Raw genomic sequence first — 14,968 nt, 5'->3', positions numbered from 1 at the left:
CTCGGAAGAAGGCGGGCGGCACGATCAGGTGGCGATGTGACCCGCACTCCGCAGGATGGTGGTCAGGTCGAACGCGTACTGACGGGTGGCCACCGCGTCCGCTCGAAGCGCGTTGTACTGCGCCGGTGTCGGCGTTCCCGCGATGTCGCCAGAGGTGAAGTCGGCCTGGTTGGCGATCACCGCCGCTTGCAGGAACATGCGTTTTACCTGGCCGGACGCGTTGACGCTGAAGACGTCGCCGTCGTTGCAGCCGAGATGGCAGGTGCCAGGCTCCACCGACGGGATGGACATATCCGTCAGGAGCCAGCCTTTGCTGGCGGCGGTCATCGGCTGACGGGCTTGCAGGAGCGCTTTGAGTTCGGCGACTTCCCGTTCCAGGGTGCGGATGCGGGTTCCTAGGTCTGCCGGGTAGACGTCAGGCACCGGGCACCTCCAGCCCTTCGAGTACGAGGCGCGCTTCTTCTTTGCCGGACCCGCGCGAGGTGGGGGTGATGCCGATGCCGATGATGCGCCGGGTGCGCCACACGCCGCGATGCCACTGGTTGTTGAAGTAGAAGCGCCCGCTGTCACCGAGGGTGTTGGGTGTGAAGGTGACGACTTTGCCGAACGTGACCGTCACCTGGTCGACTCTCAGGGCGCCGGGCGCGGTCGCTGCCCAGAACGCAGCGTAGTCCTCCAGGGTCTGCTGCTGGCTGACGGTGCTGTAGGACAGGGTGCGGTCCAGCCTTGGCCAGCCTGCGGCCAGGTGGGCGGTCGCCTCATGCGCGTCGGAGATGAGCGGCGTTGAGGTGGTGGAGGCGTCCGTGGATGCGGTGGCGCCTCGCGCCCGCCATCTGGTCCCGCCACGGAGGGCGTCGATCTCTTCGCCCCACTCCAGGATGTCGCCGCCGGACCGGCCGTCGGCGAACAAGTGCGGGGCTGGGCTTTGCACGCCGAGTTTCGGGTAGCCCCACCGCCACTGGCGTTGCAAGGCGCCGTCCACGAGAGCAAGGTCGATGACCCACTCGAAGCCGTCATCGACCTGGGCCAACTCAACCAGTCGCCCGCCGTAGCTCGCCCCTTCGGACTCCAGGTAGGTGCGGTCGCGTACGACGCCGCTGGTGCCAGGCTGCAGGGTGAGGCTGATGTTGGCGTGCGCCTGCGCGGACAGGTGGGACAGCAGGCTGCGGGCGATGTCGATCTGGTCGGCCGAGTAGTTGAGGTCGGACTGGATTTCGACGTGCGCCAGGTAGGCGTCCAGGGTGCTGCCCCGCAACTGGATCGCGGGGGTGCCTCTACGGCTGCGGGACGGCTGGGCGGAGGTGATCCAATACTCGCCCCACGGCTCGCCCTCCCTGAAGATCTGGCAGGTGATGACGCCGGGCCCGATGGACAGGTCCGTGTCGTCGCGCGGGATGATCTCAGCCACTTGGTCGCCGATGCGCCGGTTCGGAATCGGGATGGTCGCGCTGAAAGCCCCCGGTTGCAGGATCCTCTTGTCGAAGGTGACGTTCGTCAGGTTCAGGTCGCCCAGGTAGGTGCGGTCCAGCAGCCTGGTGAACACGTACCGGAACTTCGACGCGCCCCGGCCGGGCGCGAACGGCTGCACCACAGGAGGGTCAGGAACCGGCTCTTCCGCGCTGGGCAGGAACACCGTGAACGCGGCGGCAGCAAGAGGCAGTGATGGCGACAGCGTCACATCGCCGGTCGGCGCTGTGGACACGACCGGCTTGGACACCATCGCGCCCGACACCCACACGCCCGACTGGGCCTGCCCGCGCGCCGTGTACTCGCTAGGCAGACTCCACGACACGGAGCCGCCCGGAGGGGACGGCACGCCGGTCACGTACCGCAGTTCGACGCCGGACGGCTGGCTGGGGGCGAGGCCGGGCGTGGTCGTGTCTGACTCGTTGGCGGTCTGCGTACGGTCGGTGACCGCGCCGGAGATGGCGACGATCACCACAACTCCGTCGGCGACCGGGCCCTGGGACGCGGTGTAGGAGACGGGTTCGCCGACGTCGCAGACGCGTTTCCACAGGTTGACGCCTGCCCACGTGCCGTTGACGCTGCCCGGCCATAGGTCGCCCGGGTAGGCGTCCAGGAGCAGCCAGTCGCCGCCCAGGTTCATCGCGCCATGCCCGCCCGAGTCGGCCGACTGGAAGGCGAGCAGCACGTCTCCGGGGCGGGCTTCACCTCTGCTGACGGTGCCGCTCGGCGCTTGGAGGGTGTTGAACTGGACCGACCGAACCGCAGCCGTCACGCTGGCCTCCGATCATGCAGGTCAGCGCGCTACCAGGTCAGATGGTGGCGTCTCGCCACGTCAGGTCGGCTCCGTTGGTGCCGTCGGCGGCGGTCGTGTACTGGATCAGGTTGGATCCGGCCTTCAGGACGAAGTCGGAGACCGGGTCGCTCACCCCGCCCAGGGTCGACATTTTCGACACGCCGTCGAGGGTGACCGTCCCGTTAGCGGTGTCGATCTCCAGGATCTGGTCGGCCGAGAGCGTGATCGTGAACTGCAGCGTCCTGTCCAACGCCTGATTGACCAGCGTCGGGTCGGTGAGCGGCCCTTTCAGCCTGATCAGCGGATGCGTGCTGGAGTTTCCCGCGTTCGCCAAGGCGGTCGGGGTGTTCAGAGCGACGGTCGCGCCGCGCGGATCCAGCCCGTACAGGCGCGGATCACCGCACGCGATCAGCACACCGACCGTGGGCAGGCCGGCGTTGTAGTCGCCGTCCATCGTGATCGGCCGGTCGATCACCTGCCCGTAGGCGAGGCGTGGAGCCCCATACGCTTTGATCACCAGCGGCAGCGGATCTTCGGATTCGGGCAGGCCGGTGGCGGCGATCACCTGCTCCAGCAGGTCATCCACCGACAACGGGTCGGTCGCCGAGTTGGCCTGCAACCGCAGCGTGACGACCCGCTGCTGGGACAACTTGAGAGCGTCCCACGCGCCATGCTGGGCGGGCTTCTCCACGTTCAGGTTGTCCACGCTGGGCGTGCCCAGCCAGCCCTCGACCGGCAGCAGCACGCGGATGCTCGTCGTCGGCCCCCACAAGGTGCCGTTCCACTCCGCCTCGCCGTTCGCACCGGTCAGCGAATCGCCGGGCTTGACCGGTATGGTGACCGTCAGGGCGGGCCACTCGCTGACCGACTCGAACACCGGCAAGGCGAACGACTGCTCGTACGTCAGGGTGAGCGCCGGCCACTCCGAGATCGACTCGAAGACGGGCAGCGCCAGGTCCACGTTCGGCGTGGTGATCGCGAGCGCAGGCCACTCCGAGACCGACTCGAACGCCGGCAGCGCCACGTCTGAGCGGTGGAAGGTTAGACGGCCACGGACGCTGACCTGGATCGGATGAGACCGGCCGATGCGAGCCACGCACGCCCCCCAGTCAGTAGAAGGCGGCGCGGTTGACTGCCTGGCCCAGCATGATGCCGCGCCCGGCAACAAACGGGATCACGGCGGGAAGGATTTCGATCCCGCACCAGTTCCACGCCCTGGAGCCGCCAGTGCCGTCGAAGTTGAGCGTCACCGACGAGCCGACTGTCGGCGTGTCGGCGGCCTTGTAGACGGCGATGCCGGACGATTGCCCGGAGATGTTCCACGCGAACCCCACGTCGCTGGAGGTGGGGGTACCGGCCTGATTCTGATCTGCCGCGATGCCGACTGCACGGCTATTCGCCGCAGTGGAGGTGTAGACGGCCGCGGTCAGGTTGGCGGTGGCGCTGCTGCCCTCGCCGACCGCGCCCACAGGCGCGGCCAGGTCGACACCGGTGAGCACCAGTAGTTTCAGTTCGACGGTGTCGCCGCCGCTGTTGCTGGCCAGCGTCACCGTGCGGGCAACCGATGGGGCGGCGGGAGCTGTGAAGATTTCCACGGCCGGTGTGGCGCCGCCCGAGTCGAGGATGTCGCGCTTGGCTCTGGAGGTCCACGTCAACGCGGTGCCGGAGTTGGTGACGGTGTGGGTGACGGTGCCGGAGTTGGACCCGCACAACGCCACCAGCAGGCTGTCGGCAGGCGCGGTGAAGGATGCGGTGGTCCTGGGGGTGGTGCCGGTGACAATCGCCGGGCTGGAGGCGTCGACGGCGATCGCCATCTACTCCTCGCTCCACACCACGTACGTGTACGCCAGGACGGCGGCGGCAGCCGTGACGCGGACCCGCAGAAACTTCGACACCGGGACTGCGAACTCCCGGCCGAGCGGCCACATCTTGACGTACGACGTTGTTGGCGCGATCAGCTGCAGATCGCCCGTCCTGGTGGCGGTGATCGACCCCTCGGCGGAGGCCGTGTAGCCGGTCGCGCTGGTGCCCAGCGTCATCAAGCTGGCTGGCGCGTTCGGGTCGCTGTACGGCTGCACACCGGCGCTGACATGCGCGGTAACGGTGGCCGCGACGTCCGTCTGGACGAGTTCGCACCGGATCGGCTCGGCCGCAGCGGACCCGTTGAAACCAATCCCCCACTCCACCACTTTGATGGCCTTCGTTGATGGGGTGGCGATCTGCAGCAGCGTCTTCACGGCTGTTCCGGTGCTGACCGGGGTGAGCGCCGCCGTCGTCGGCATGGCCCCGTTGGCAGCCCAATACAAGGCCATGACCTGGCCCCTTTCATGCGAAAACCCCGCACGCTGGTGGGGTCGAAGATCGGAATAGGGTCGGGTCGGTCAGGCGGTGTCGCGGAGCACGGTCCGCCAGGCACCGTCGGAATGGAATGCGATCGAAAAATCCCCGTCGCTGGTTGTTCGCACCCCTTCGAACCACCGGAACAGGAACGCCCTGTTCGACAGGCCCGGCGCGTAGATCAGCAGCCCTTCGGCGCTGAGCGTCGTCGACGTCCACGTGATCGTGTTGAACTTCCAGCCGACTTTGTTCGCGGTGGCCAGCCCGGCGAACGAGACGACCGTCAGGTTCTGGCCGCCCGAGGTGTAGCCAGGCCCGCTGGACTCTCCCGAGTTCCACGGCGAGACGTTCCACGCCGGGTTTGTCTGCGAGAAGTCCGGCACGACGGTGCCCGTGTACAGCGCGCCCTTGAACACACCAGGCGTCGTGCTGCCCACGTCGATAGTGACCGTCTGACGCATCGTCTTGACGTAGCTGTCGATGAACCACGCGTCCTGCGTGATCGCCACAGGGACCTCCTATCTGAGGTTGATGCGGACGTGCTGCTTCTCGCGGCCGTCCGGGCTGGTCTCCTGCGTGGTTTCGTGGCCTGCCTGGTCGGTCACCCTCTTGAACCGGCTTCCGTCCTCGCCCCGCCACTCCTTCACCTGGTCGCGTGTGGCCGACGTGCGTTCGCCGACCACCACGTCCGCCGTGCGGCCCTGGCCGAGCGGCGCGCCGCCGCGCAGCCAGCGGCCGAACGGCCCGTCCCTACTTGGATCCCAAGGCATGCCGAAGCCCGCCCCCTCGCGTGTAGAAGTGAAATAGAGAGCGGGCTCAGCCGCGACTGTCGAGAACCGCGCCGATCTTCGCCGTCACCACATCCGCGTCCATCGACTCCCGGATCTGGGTGTTGTAGAAGTTCACCGACGTACCGCCAGACATCGAACCGCCACCCGACGAGGTGCCCGCGTTCACGCCCTCGGTCGACGCCACACGGGCAGCAGGTACGACCATCACCTGCTGAGGCGCGGACACTCGCGAATAGTTCGTGAGCGCCGCATCCCGGTTGCCCTGCAGCCCATACGCGCTCTCGCTACCGGCAACCGAATTACTGGAATTCAGCGAAGAGCCGGGCGCTGGCGGGATCACGCTGCCTTGCGAGCCCTTGCCGGAGCCCGAGCCCGACGAGTTCTTCGTGGAGCCGCCCTTCGCCGCTGCGACGGCAGCAGCAGCCGCCTTGGCGACCGCCTCGGCAACCGTGATCGCGGCCGACGTGACCTTCTCGCTGCTCTTGACGATCATGTCCGCCGAGATGCCGATCGCGTCGTTGACCCCGATCACCGAGTCGCTGACGGTCTGGGCTCCGGCCGCCCACGCGGTCGTCATCTGCGTGCCGACCGAACCCACCTGAGCCACGGTCGCGGTGAGCGTGCCCGAGGCGCCGAGCGTCGTGTCGAGCTGGCGTGTCGCGCCGTCCAGCGACGTCGAGATGCTCGTGTCTGTCGCCTGCAGCCCAGCCGTCAGCGTGGTCACCTTCTGCTGCGCCTTCGGATCCCACACCTGCAACCCGAAGTTGTCGGCAACCTGGCCGAGTATCGTGATCGCCCGATCCCTGTACTTCGGATCGAACGGCACGTACGCCTCTGGATAGCCCGCCTCCGCGTAAACCACGGTCGGCGTCGAGGCGATGTTCGGCGCCGGAGGCCCGGCCGACGACATGCCGCCGCCAGCCATAGCCCGGATGCCGCCCTGCTCGTACCGTTGCAGGATGCCGCCCGCCGCGAGCTGGCTGTTCTTCGTGTAGACCGACAGCGGGATCTTTCGGCCGCTGTTGAGCCGTACGAAATTGTCGATGGCGTCCTGCGCCGGCTTCGTATCGGCCCCGACATGGATGTCCTTCGACTTCAGTTTGGCCAACACCTCGACCAGGTCCTGGCCACCCTTTGCCGCCTTGAGGGCGTCCGACCCACTGATCCCATACGCCTTCGCCAGTTCGAGGACTTGCGCGCGGGCCGACTCGTTCTTACCCGCCAAGTCGATCATCGCCGGGAGTTGGTTCAGCACCGCATCCCGAGCGGTCGTGGTGTCTCTCGCCAAGGTGCCCTGCGCGTCTGCGCTGGACCGGACCTTCTCCAGGAAGCCGGCGAAGGCGTCACGGGCCGAGATGACGGCGTCGCGCTGCTTAGCTGTCAGGCCGGGTGTGAGCTCTAGCTTGCCGTTGGCGCCCTCGATGGCGGTCTTGGTGTCGTTGAACGCCTTCTCCATCTCGCGGACCGCCGCCGCAGCGTCAGTCTGGGAGTTGAAGGCATCCAGGGAAGCCTTCCAGTCGGCCATCCGCTGAGTGGCCTCGCCGAGCGCCTTCTGGGTGCCGTCGACGTGCCCGCCGAGAGTCTCGATTGCCGCGCCGACCTCCCCGGTGGTGGCGGGGATACCGTTCATGGATTGGGCGTACTGCGGGAACAACTCCTTGAGCTTCTCGACGGGGACGCCTGTGTCGAGTGCCTGCTTGGCGAGCCTGTTGAAGGCACTCGCCGCCCCTTCCGCGTTGCCAGACGCAACCGCGTTGGCCAGCGACTTATCAAGGTTGTCGATCGCTTGACGGCCGGAGTCCAACTGGATGCCGAAGTTGCTGTCGACGAAGCCGGTGATCCCTTCGGCGATCTTCGCCAGCGGATTGTCGCCAGCCAGGCGGGCGGCTGAGTCTCGGAAAGTCTCGAACTGGCCGACTACCCCGCTGAACTTGGGGCCGAGCTGGTCGAGCAGGTCAGCCGTAGGCTCGCTGCCCTTGCCGAATGCCAGGAGGTTCCCCGACAGCTTCTCGATGTCCGGATTCAGCCCTGACAGTGTGTCGGCTATCTTGTCGAACGCGGCTGCGGTGCCGAGGACGGCGGCTGCGATGACGCCGCCCTTGAAGATCCCGCTGAGGAGCGAGAGCTTGCCGCCAGCCGCTCCTGCGGCCTCGCCTGCGGCGCCGACCTTCGACGCGAATCCTCCCAGGAAGTCCGACACGGTCTTGAAGATCTGGTAGCCCTTGACCGCTCCGACGACCGCAGCAATGGCGACCGCGAGAGCCTGGATCTGGCCGGGTGACATATTGCCGAGCACCTCAGCCAAAGCGAGCAGACCGGCGATCTTCAGGGAGGCGCCGAGCTTCACGGCGGCGAAGATCAGCCCGACGCCCTTGGCGACCGCCTCGATCTGCGCTGGATCGAGACCCGCGATCTTTTCCGACAGGTGGACCAGGAAGTCCAGCGCTCCAGGGCCGACGTTCCCTCCGGCCTCGATCACATTGCCCGCGAATTTGGCGATGTTGCCGAGGATTTCGGCGACCTTCGGCCCCTGCTCGGCGGCGTAGGCGAGGAACTCCTTGAACCCGCTTGAGTCCTTGAGGCTGGTCCCCCAATCCTCGAAGTCTTGGGTGATGTTCTCGACCCAGTCCGTCAAAGGACCCGTGTACGGCAGGAACGCTTCGACGACGCCGCGCAGCCCGCCCGCGACGTTGATCGCCGCGTTGCCGAGCCCTTCGATGGCGTCCGGGGCCCGCCGTCCGAGGTCGTCGAAGAAGGCCGTCCATTCCTTGGACTCCAGCGCCTTCTTCGCCGCGTCGGCGAACCGTCCAAGCCCTTCGGCGCCGCCCTTGACCAGCGGCGTCGCCCGATCCATCCCAACGCGGAGGACGTCCAGACCCTTCTCGATGGTCGGGAACACGTCAGGCTGCAACGACCGCTGCCAGGCGACGTACTCGTCCTGGAACTTCTTGATGTCCGCGGCCAGTTCGCGTTCAGCCTTGGATAGTTTCGACATCTTGGTGGCGGCGCCGCCCGAGCTGGAGCCGACCTGGTCGAGGGCTGCCTTCTGTTGCAGCTGCTCGACCTTGAGCGCCTGAACGGCGCGCAGGTGGTCGCGCTGCGCCTTAACGACCGCCTGCTGGGCGTCAGCGACCTTCCGCTGCGCTTCGGCGATCCGGTTCTGCGCGTCGGCCACCTCGCGGGCCCCGTCACGGGCCACACGCGCCGACTCGGCACGGGCGGCGCCCAGGGCGCGCTCGGCGTCGGCCTCGGCGCGCTGCGCGTCGAGGATCCGCTCCTTGGCGGCCACGACCTCGTCGCTGCCTTCGACGCCCTTCTTGTCGGAATCGGCCCGCTCTTTGGCCAAGTCGCCGTTGCGCTCTTGGATCTCCTTCAGCGCAAGCTCGGCCTCACGCAGGCGGAGAGAAGCGTCCTGCTTGTCGAGAGCGGAAGCCCGCGGGTCCGCGTTGATCCGCGCCAGCTCGGCCTGCGCCCGCGCGATCGAGATCTGCGCACGCTCCTCCGACAGCGCGCCACGCTCAGTGGCCAGGGCGAGATCTTCGATACGCTCCCTGGCCGCCTCGCGAGCCCTGGTCAGGTCCTCGATCGCCCGCTGGGTGGCGCGGTGAGCGTCTTGCACGGATCGCTCGGCGTCGGCGATCCTGGCCGCCGCCTGAGCCTGACGGTCAGCGGCATCCTCAGCCGCGCGAGCCGCATCCTGCTGCGCGGACCGCACATTGGCCACGGTGTCACGGACGCTCTGCTGGGCGGCCTTGACCGCCTGCGCCGAGTCCTTGACCCGGTCCTGCGCCTCAGCCAGCCGCAGCGCCGAAGCAGCCGCTTCGGCGGCCTTCTGACCAGCGGATTTGATCGCGCCGCCAGCGCCTCCACTTGCCGTCTCGGCCTGCTTCAACGCCTCATTGATGCGGCCCAGCGACGGGATCGCGACGGACGCGAACCCTGCCGCACCCACAGCGGCGACACCGAAAGCCGCCCCGAGTCCGGCCACGCCCACGCCGATCGACACCGCCGACGGCAGAGCGGCCAGAGCCGCAGCCACCGTCGCGATACCAGCCAGCGCCCCGCCGATGTCGGCGTCCACCTTGACGCGGGCCGACTTGCCGCTGACGCTCGACATCTGCGACTGAACCGCGCGCAGTTGCGCCAAGGCCGCAGCGGAATCGACCCGCACCTTCGGATCGGCAGAAGTGGCGTTCAGGCGCTCCAGGTCACGCTGGATGCTCGACAGTTCCGACCGGGCCGCACCCGTGTCCAGGTCCACGCCAATCCGGCGCGACGACAGCTCCTCCAGGCGGCGACGCAGTTCCGCGACCTGCGCCTGCGCCTGAGCGGCGTCCACGTCCGCCCGGACCGTGGCGCGCGTCCCGTTGAGCCGATCAACCTCGCGCTGAAGGCTCTGGATGGCCGCCGCCGCAGCCCGTGTGTCCGCGTTGACGTTGATGTTGGCGGCTTTGCCGAGCGAGTCCCGTAGCTGCTTGGCCGACGCCTCGGCCTTGGCCATCGCTGCGACGAAACCCTTGACGTCGGCGTCGAGCTTGACTGTCACGGAACGGTCGGTCACGGCGGAGAACACCTCCGCCCAGCCTCAGATCACCCGATTCACGGGATCGATCACGCTATGTCGTGCCACTGTGCAAACCGATCGGCTACGGACGGCGTCCTATGCGCGTCCCACTTCACTCCCCAGGAGTCCCACATGACCCACTACGGGCAGCCAGAACAGCCGTACGGCCCTCCACAGTTACCCTCGCAGCCCTACGGCGAGAGGTACGCCCCGCAGCAGCCGCCCTACATCCCGCCTGCGCCGCCGCAGCCCAGGAGCCAGGCGCTCGCCGTCACCGCGCTCGTGGCCGGCGTCATCGCGGTCGTGGCCGCCCTGTGGGTGGTGTCCCGCGGTGTCGCCCCGTTCATCGGCCTGATCGCTCTGGTGCTGGCCATCGTCGCCCTGGTCGCCAAGAAGCAGGGCGGCACCAAGCTCGCCGCTGCCGGCCTCGCCCTCGGCATGGTGTCGATCCCGTTGGCCGTCATCCTGTGGGTTGTCGCCACCAACCAGCAGACCGCCAACGAGCGGCAGGTGCAGCAGATGACGGACTGCATCAACAAGAACCCCGAGGACGTCTTGTCCTGCTCCGGCCTCGACTAGCCTCGCCCGGCCGCCCGCTTGACCTTCAGATAGACGCGGAACAGCAAACCGGGCGGGCTCTGTAGATATTCCGACTTCCTGTGCTCCAGCGGCGTACAGGCGTGGCACCGCGTCGGGGGCGGCGCCTCGTAGGCACCTTCGTTGTCGGGGTCGGTCGTCTCCGCCAACGGCAGCCCGCACCCCGGACATTTGCTCTGCTCGTTGCGGCGGTGGGCTTTGCCGTAGCCGAGATCCTCACCGGTCCACTCGGCGTCGTGTGTCGTCACCGACCGGACCAGACGCCCTTCCTCGTACTCGTGCGTCGTCACGGACCTGCGCTGCCGGCCGAGCAGGACCGACCGAGGAACCCCGTGAGCGGCAGCGAGAGCTACCTCTTCCGCGAGCTCCGGAGAACTTCTGAGGCTCGCCGCGATTTTGGGACTTCAACGCTGCCCGTGGACAGGGTGAACAGCATCACCTGAAGTTCGTTCCACTGCCCCAACGTCAGCCGGTCCACCAGAGCGGCGGCCTGCTCCTCGGACATGACCGGGTCTACCGCGCTCGCCGCCAGCAGCGCCACGCCGAACGTCTCGCCGTTCCACTGGCCGTCATCGCTGCCCTCACGCGGCGGGTTGGCTGCCACCAGGTCCGACCACGCCTTGTGGGCGAGCGCCCGCAGCCGCAGATGGACGGTGTGCTCAGCCATCTCCGCTTCGAGTTCCTGCGCCCGCTTGGCCGCATCCTTGCCCGCCTTGCTGGTTCCGGCGAGGGAGTCCATGCTGTCGCGGTACTCGGCGGTCACCACGGCGTCTGCCTGCTCCCACTCCGCCCGCAGGTCGGCATTCGTGCACAGGGGGTAGACACGCTCGGGCAGTTTGAGCTGCCCGAGGATGTCGTCGATGCTCGTCACTACGCGGCCACCGTCGCAGCAGCATCAGCGGTGGTGTGGTTGAACAGCTTGGACACGAACTTCTGCGCCGCGTTCAACTCGGGCGGCTGCATGTTCGGCCGACCGCACCTCACCGGGTACACCTCGACGACCTGGCCGGCGGCGTAAGCGGTTTCGTGCGCCATGTTGCGCCGCACCACCAGGTAGCCGAGCTGCCGGTCGGTGAGGGTGTCCCAGCCGATGTCCTCGACCGCGACCTCCTTACGCTTAACGGTCAGCTCGATGCTGTACTTGACCGTGCCCGCGTCCTCGGTCTCGTCGCGGGAGGCGAGCGCTGTGTTGTCCACTGCGGCCTGCTCGGGGCTGATTCCCAAGCCGTCCTTGGTGATGTACTCCTGCAAGTCCACGCCCGCGTTGCACTCGGCAGCGGTCGGCGCGGACACGTTGGCGATCGTCAGGCAGAACGTCGCCTTGACGTTGCCATCGCCCAAAAGGTCGGCAGCCATGCGTCACTCCTTGTCGGTGGTCTTGGCCGCCGTACTGCGGCTCGTGCTGGGCTTAGGGCTCTCGACCGCGGGCGCGGGAGAAGCGTCGGGCTCGTCGACCCGCTCAAAGTCGGGGAAATGCCGCAGCGCCTGCGGCGACACCTCGGTGACCTGGCCGTTGATCGTGGAGCGGACGCGGATCTTCGGGGCGGGCATCAGATGCGCACCGCCGCGAACGTCACCGTCGTGACCGCCGAGCAGATGAACGTGACCAGCCGGCCGTCGTCAGGGTCGCCGTACTCGGGCAGCATCGGGATCCACATCTCGGCGCCCGCGGCGATCGTGTACGCCTTGTCCGGGTTGTCCACCAGGTAGGCGGTCTGGCCGGCGCCGGAGACGGTGCAGGTGATCGACCCCCCGCTGCCGTTTTTCAGGTGGATGAACGTCCGGGGGCCGGCCAGGACCTTGTCCCCGGTGGTGGCGGTGGCGGCGTAGTAGGTGGGCGTGATCCCGCCCACCGTGACCGCCTGAGCTGTACGGGTAGCCATGCGGGCTCTCCTTCAGTCATGCGAAAGAGCCCGGTCACCTGAGGTGGCGGGCTACGTGAAGTGGTGCTGGTCAGGTGGGGTCGGAGCGGACCAGATACTGCGCCGTGGCGAGCCAGAGCGAGGTGGAGACGTCATCACGCCGGACCGGCTGGGCGGCCTCCTGCCGGATCGGCCGGACACGCCGGCCCGTGATGATGGGGGCGGCGGTGAGCAGCGCCGTGTTCGCCTTGTCGGCTACCAGGACCGCCTGCTCGGCGGACGCGCCGACCGACGTGATCTGGAAACGAAGGTCGTTCGGCACATCATCGGACAGCGCACGATCCGCCACAGATTCCATGCCGACGTCCGGATAGAGAACCGCGTACGGAGCCGCAGCGTTCGCCGGTGCGCCGCCCCAGTAGATGCCGATCGTGTTCGGCAAGGCGGCGTCGAGCATCGCCACGAGCGCCAGGACGAGCGGCCTCGCCTCCAGCGGGGTTGTGGTCACAGGAGGTTCTCCGACCACTTCTTGACCGCAGACTCAAGCCGGTCAGGGACCTGCACGATCGCCTGCCCCATGTCGTTGTGGGGCGGCTGATTCACGCTGCCCCACTCAAAGCCGCGGCCCATCCCGCCCTGCGGCATAGCCGAGTCCGGGCCGACCTCCCATTCGGCGTCGCCGACCCTCTCGGTCGTGATCGACGACGGGTAGTGCTTGCCGTGCGCTCCAGCGGACTGGCGGGCGTTGTCCCGCCAGTCGTTACGGAACTTGGTCGCCTGATCTTTGATCACGTCGGACGCGCCGAGATGGGCCTCGACGGCGGCCTTCAGGAGGACCTCGTCTTCGAGATGTTCGAGTTCGGAGGTGTCCCAACTGAGCGTCATCAGCCCTCCTTGTCCTCGACGAGAAGACGCCGGACCGTTGCGGTCCCAGCGAGAGAGATGGCGGTGACTTCGAGGTGCCGGCCGATCAGCCACGCATCATCGCTGACGGTGACGGTCAGCCGGTCTTCCCGCTGGACCTCGGGGACTGCGTCCCATGGGAGTACGGCCACGTACGAGTGCAGCGTGACCTCGCGTTCGCCCCACTCCGTCTCGCTGGCGGAGCGGGGCTTGACCCTGCACACGCCTGTGTAGACGGTGACGTAGGCCTGTTCGAGCTGGCCGGTGGTCTCGTTGAGCACCGGGGCGCCGGACTTGCGCTCCACCGTGCAGGTGTCCCGCATCAGGGCCAGCGCCGCGGTGCGTCCTCGCCCGAGGACGCCTGCGACGCTCACCTGGGTCTCACCACGTAGGCGCCAGGGTTGGAGCCGAGGAATGCTGCGAGTTGCTCGCACTCCCCCGGCAGAAGACCCGACGCGGTTTCGACAGCCTCGGCGGCGTACGTCACTGTGTAGTCGTCGATGGACTCGCTGCGAATCCCGGCTTCCATCCCTGCCGCTTCCTCAGCGGCGGCCAGCCGCACGGCGACCGAGCAGACCAGCTCCAGTAGCTCGTCCGGCAGGATGACGAAGCCGTGCGTCCAAGTGACGTCGACGTCTCCGCGCCACAGCGGGATGCAGTGGATGTGCTCCATGCCGTCCCACCGCCACCCGGTGAGGGTGGCGCCGCCGTCCTCCGCCAGCCGTACAACGGCGGATACGGCGGTGATCGGACCGCCCGGCAGCAGCACCGAACCGCCCTCCACACGCCGGCGGACCGTGGACGTGGTGGAGGAGATCGGCCGGCCCGCCTCGCGCCGTAGCCGGGCGGACGCGCGGGTCAGCATCTCCATCTCCCGCCCTACGGGCAGGGTGTAGCCGAGCCGTGCGGCGTCGGCAGGGGATGCGAGAGGTAGAGGAGGCATCGGCTACCTCCTCAGCCCTTGGAGCCGTACAGCTCCATCAGGTCGTTCTTGGTGAGTGCCTCGGCGTCGTCGATCCGGACTCCGTGCACGCGGTGGGCGTAGCCGACCCACATCGCCTTGGAGGCGTTGGCCGCTGGCGGCTGCTCCGGCTCCGTGCTGCCCTCGGCGTCCGGCTGCACGTAGTCGGTGCCGTCGGCGTTGACGCGGGTCAGATAGCCCTTGATGAGCTGCTCGGCCATGTCGCCCGACAGCGGGAGTTTCATCTCCCAGACGACGCCGCCAGCACCGCGGAAGTATCCGCTGTCGTCGGACATCAGGTGCCTCGCGGAACCTTGAGCGCGGTGATCGTGCCCGCGAACGACGCCGCGAAGTCGATCTCCATGGTGCCGTCGGCCTGGATGAACCGGCCCGATTCGAACGGGCCGATGAACTGCACGCCCGTCGTAGCGGCCACCGTGACCGCGAGGTCGCCCTGGCCAGCGGCGAGAGCGGGCGGGTTGTCGCCCGCCTTGATGGTGACGACGCGGTCGGTACCGTTGGTGTTGGCGACCCGCAGGATCGTCAGTTCAGGCCGGGCCGCAGCAATGACCATGCCGTTGGCCTGGTCGATCGTGGTTCCGGCTGGCTGCGAGAGGTTGCTGTTGGCAACCAGGTTGGAGTACGGCAGTGCCGTCCTAGCCATGATCAGGCTCTCTTTCTCTTGAGTTCAGA

At 67.8% G+C, this 14,968-nt stretch carries 20 protein-coding genes; 1 reads left to right on the top strand and 19 read right to left on the bottom strand.

The genetic code is table 11. From position 1 onward, the window contains the following. Positions 1-24: 24 nt before the first annotated feature. The 8 genes from AB0B64_RS20280 to AB0B64_RS20245 all read right to left on the bottom strand — a co-directional run bounded on the left by AB0B64_RS20280 (position 25) and on the right by AB0B64_RS20245 (position 9,949). Entirely contained in the window at positions 25-423 is a 399-nt protein-coding gene (locus AB0B64_RS20280) for a hypothetical protein (protein ID WP_357962071.1), read from the bottom strand. After that, complete coding sequence (locus AB0B64_RS20275) at positions 416-2,239, bottom strand: hypothetical protein (RefSeq protein ID WP_358178975.1); 1,824 nt, start codon at positions 2,237-2,239, stop codon at positions 416-418. The genes AB0B64_RS20280 and AB0B64_RS20275 overlap by 8 nt, the downstream gene beginning before the upstream one ends. Positions 2,240-2,276: 37 nt before the next feature. Next, a complete protein-coding gene (locus AB0B64_RS20270) occupies positions 2,277-3,284 on the bottom strand; it encodes a hypothetical protein (RefSeq protein ID WP_357962066.1) in 1,008 nt (335 codons plus the stop codon). Positions 3,285-3,369: 85 nt separating this feature from the next. After that, positions 3,370-4,074: a hypothetical protein gene (locus AB0B64_RS20265; protein WP_358178973.1), complete on the bottom strand. Its 705-nt coding sequence runs from the start codon at positions 4,072-4,074 to the stop codon at positions 3,370-3,372. Then, positions 4,075-4,572 (bottom strand): hypothetical protein, encoded by a 498-nt coding sequence (locus AB0B64_RS20260; RefSeq protein ID WP_358178971.1) that lies wholly within the window; start codon positions 4,570-4,572, stop codon positions 4,075-4,077. Between the two features lie 69 nt (positions 4,573-4,641). Next, positions 4,642-5,106 (bottom strand): hypothetical protein, encoded by a 465-nt coding sequence (locus tag AB0B64_RS20255; RefSeq protein WP_358178969.1) that lies wholly within the window; start codon positions 5,104-5,106, stop codon positions 4,642-4,644. Between the two features lie 9 nt (positions 5,107-5,115). Further along, complete coding sequence (locus tag AB0B64_RS20250) at positions 5,116-5,367, bottom strand: hypothetical protein (protein WP_358178967.1); 252 nt, start codon at positions 5,365-5,367, stop codon at positions 5,116-5,118. 46 nt (positions 5,368-5,413) lie between these two features. Beyond that, entirely contained in the window at positions 5,414-9,949 is a 4,536-nt protein-coding gene (locus AB0B64_RS20245) for a hypothetical protein (RefSeq protein WP_358178965.1), read from the bottom strand. Between the two features lie 135 nt (positions 9,950-10,084). Between AB0B64_RS20245 and AB0B64_RS20240 the strand changes: the two genes are divergently transcribed. Next, positions 10,085-10,531 (top strand): DUF4190 domain-containing protein, encoded by a 447-nt coding sequence (locus AB0B64_RS20240; RefSeq protein ID WP_358178963.1) that lies wholly within the window; start codon positions 10,085-10,087, stop codon positions 10,529-10,531. Here AB0B64_RS20240 and AB0B64_RS20235 read toward each other — a convergent pair. The 11 genes from AB0B64_RS20235 to AB0B64_RS20185 all read right to left on the bottom strand — a co-directional run bounded on the left by AB0B64_RS20235 (position 10,528) and on the right by AB0B64_RS20185 (position 14,939). Beyond that, entirely contained in the window at positions 10,528-10,839 is a 312-nt protein-coding gene (locus tag AB0B64_RS20235) for a hypothetical protein (protein ID WP_358178961.1), read from the bottom strand. The genes AB0B64_RS20240 and AB0B64_RS20235 overlap by 4 nt on opposite strands. Positions 10,840-10,898: 59 nt before the next feature. Next, positions 10,899-11,420, bottom strand: coding sequence for a hypothetical protein (locus tag AB0B64_RS20230; protein ID WP_358178959.1), 522 nt, complete (start codon positions 11,418-11,420; stop codon positions 10,899-10,901). Beyond that, positions 11,420-11,905 (bottom strand): hypothetical protein, encoded by a 486-nt coding sequence (locus AB0B64_RS20225; RefSeq protein WP_357962041.1) that lies wholly within the window; start codon positions 11,903-11,905, stop codon positions 11,420-11,422. Before AB0B64_RS20225 ends, AB0B64_RS20230 begins: the two co-directional genes overlap by 1 nt. Before the next feature lie 3 nt (positions 11,906-11,908). Continuing rightward, positions 11,909-12,100, bottom strand: a complete 192-nt coding sequence (locus AB0B64_RS20220; RefSeq protein WP_358178958.1) for a hypothetical protein — start codon at positions 12,098-12,100, stop codon at positions 11,909-11,911. Next, entirely contained in the window at positions 12,100-12,432 is a 333-nt protein-coding gene (locus AB0B64_RS20215; protein WP_358178956.1) for a hypothetical protein, read from the bottom strand. Before AB0B64_RS20215 ends, AB0B64_RS20220 begins: the two co-directional genes overlap by 1 nt. A gap of 70 nt (positions 12,433-12,502) precedes the next feature. Continuing rightward, positions 12,503-12,919, bottom strand: a complete 417-nt coding sequence (locus tag AB0B64_RS20210; protein WP_358178954.1) for a hypothetical protein — start codon at positions 12,917-12,919, stop codon at positions 12,503-12,505. After that, positions 12,916-13,296 carry a hypothetical protein gene (locus tag AB0B64_RS20205; RefSeq protein WP_358178952.1) on the bottom strand — a complete coding sequence of 127 codons (381 nt, stop codon included), beginning with the start codon at positions 13,294-13,296 and terminating at the stop codon, positions 12,916-12,918. The genes AB0B64_RS20210 and AB0B64_RS20205 overlap by 4 nt, the downstream gene beginning before the upstream one ends. Beyond that, positions 13,296-13,688, bottom strand: coding sequence for a DUF6093 family protein (locus tag AB0B64_RS20200; RefSeq protein ID WP_358178950.1), 393 nt, complete (start codon positions 13,686-13,688; stop codon positions 13,296-13,298). Before AB0B64_RS20200 ends, AB0B64_RS20205 begins: the two co-directional genes overlap by 1 nt. Further along, positions 13,685-14,257: a hypothetical protein gene (locus tag AB0B64_RS20195; RefSeq protein WP_358178948.1), complete on the bottom strand. Its 573-nt coding sequence runs from the start codon at positions 14,255-14,257 to the stop codon at positions 13,685-13,687. The genes AB0B64_RS20200 and AB0B64_RS20195 overlap by 4 nt, the downstream gene beginning before the upstream one ends. Positions 14,258-14,268: 11 nt before the next feature. Then, positions 14,269-14,571, bottom strand: coding sequence for a hypothetical protein (locus AB0B64_RS20190; RefSeq protein ID WP_358178946.1), 303 nt, complete (start codon positions 14,569-14,571; stop codon positions 14,269-14,271). Further along, a complete protein-coding gene (locus AB0B64_RS20185; protein WP_357962019.1) occupies positions 14,571-14,939 on the bottom strand; it encodes a hypothetical protein in 369 nt (122 codons plus the stop codon). The genes AB0B64_RS20190 and AB0B64_RS20185 overlap by 1 nt, the downstream gene beginning before the upstream one ends. Positions 14,940-14,968 lie beyond the last annotated feature (29 nt).

The sequence above is a fragment of the Nonomuraea sp. NPDC049129 genome (assembly GCF_040648495.1).
Lineage (GTDB): Bacteria > Actinomycetota > Actinomycetes > Streptosporangiales > Streptosporangiaceae > Nonomuraea.
Note: the sequence above shows the minus strand (reverse complement) of the source record. Positions and strands in the feature narration are given on the sequence as shown.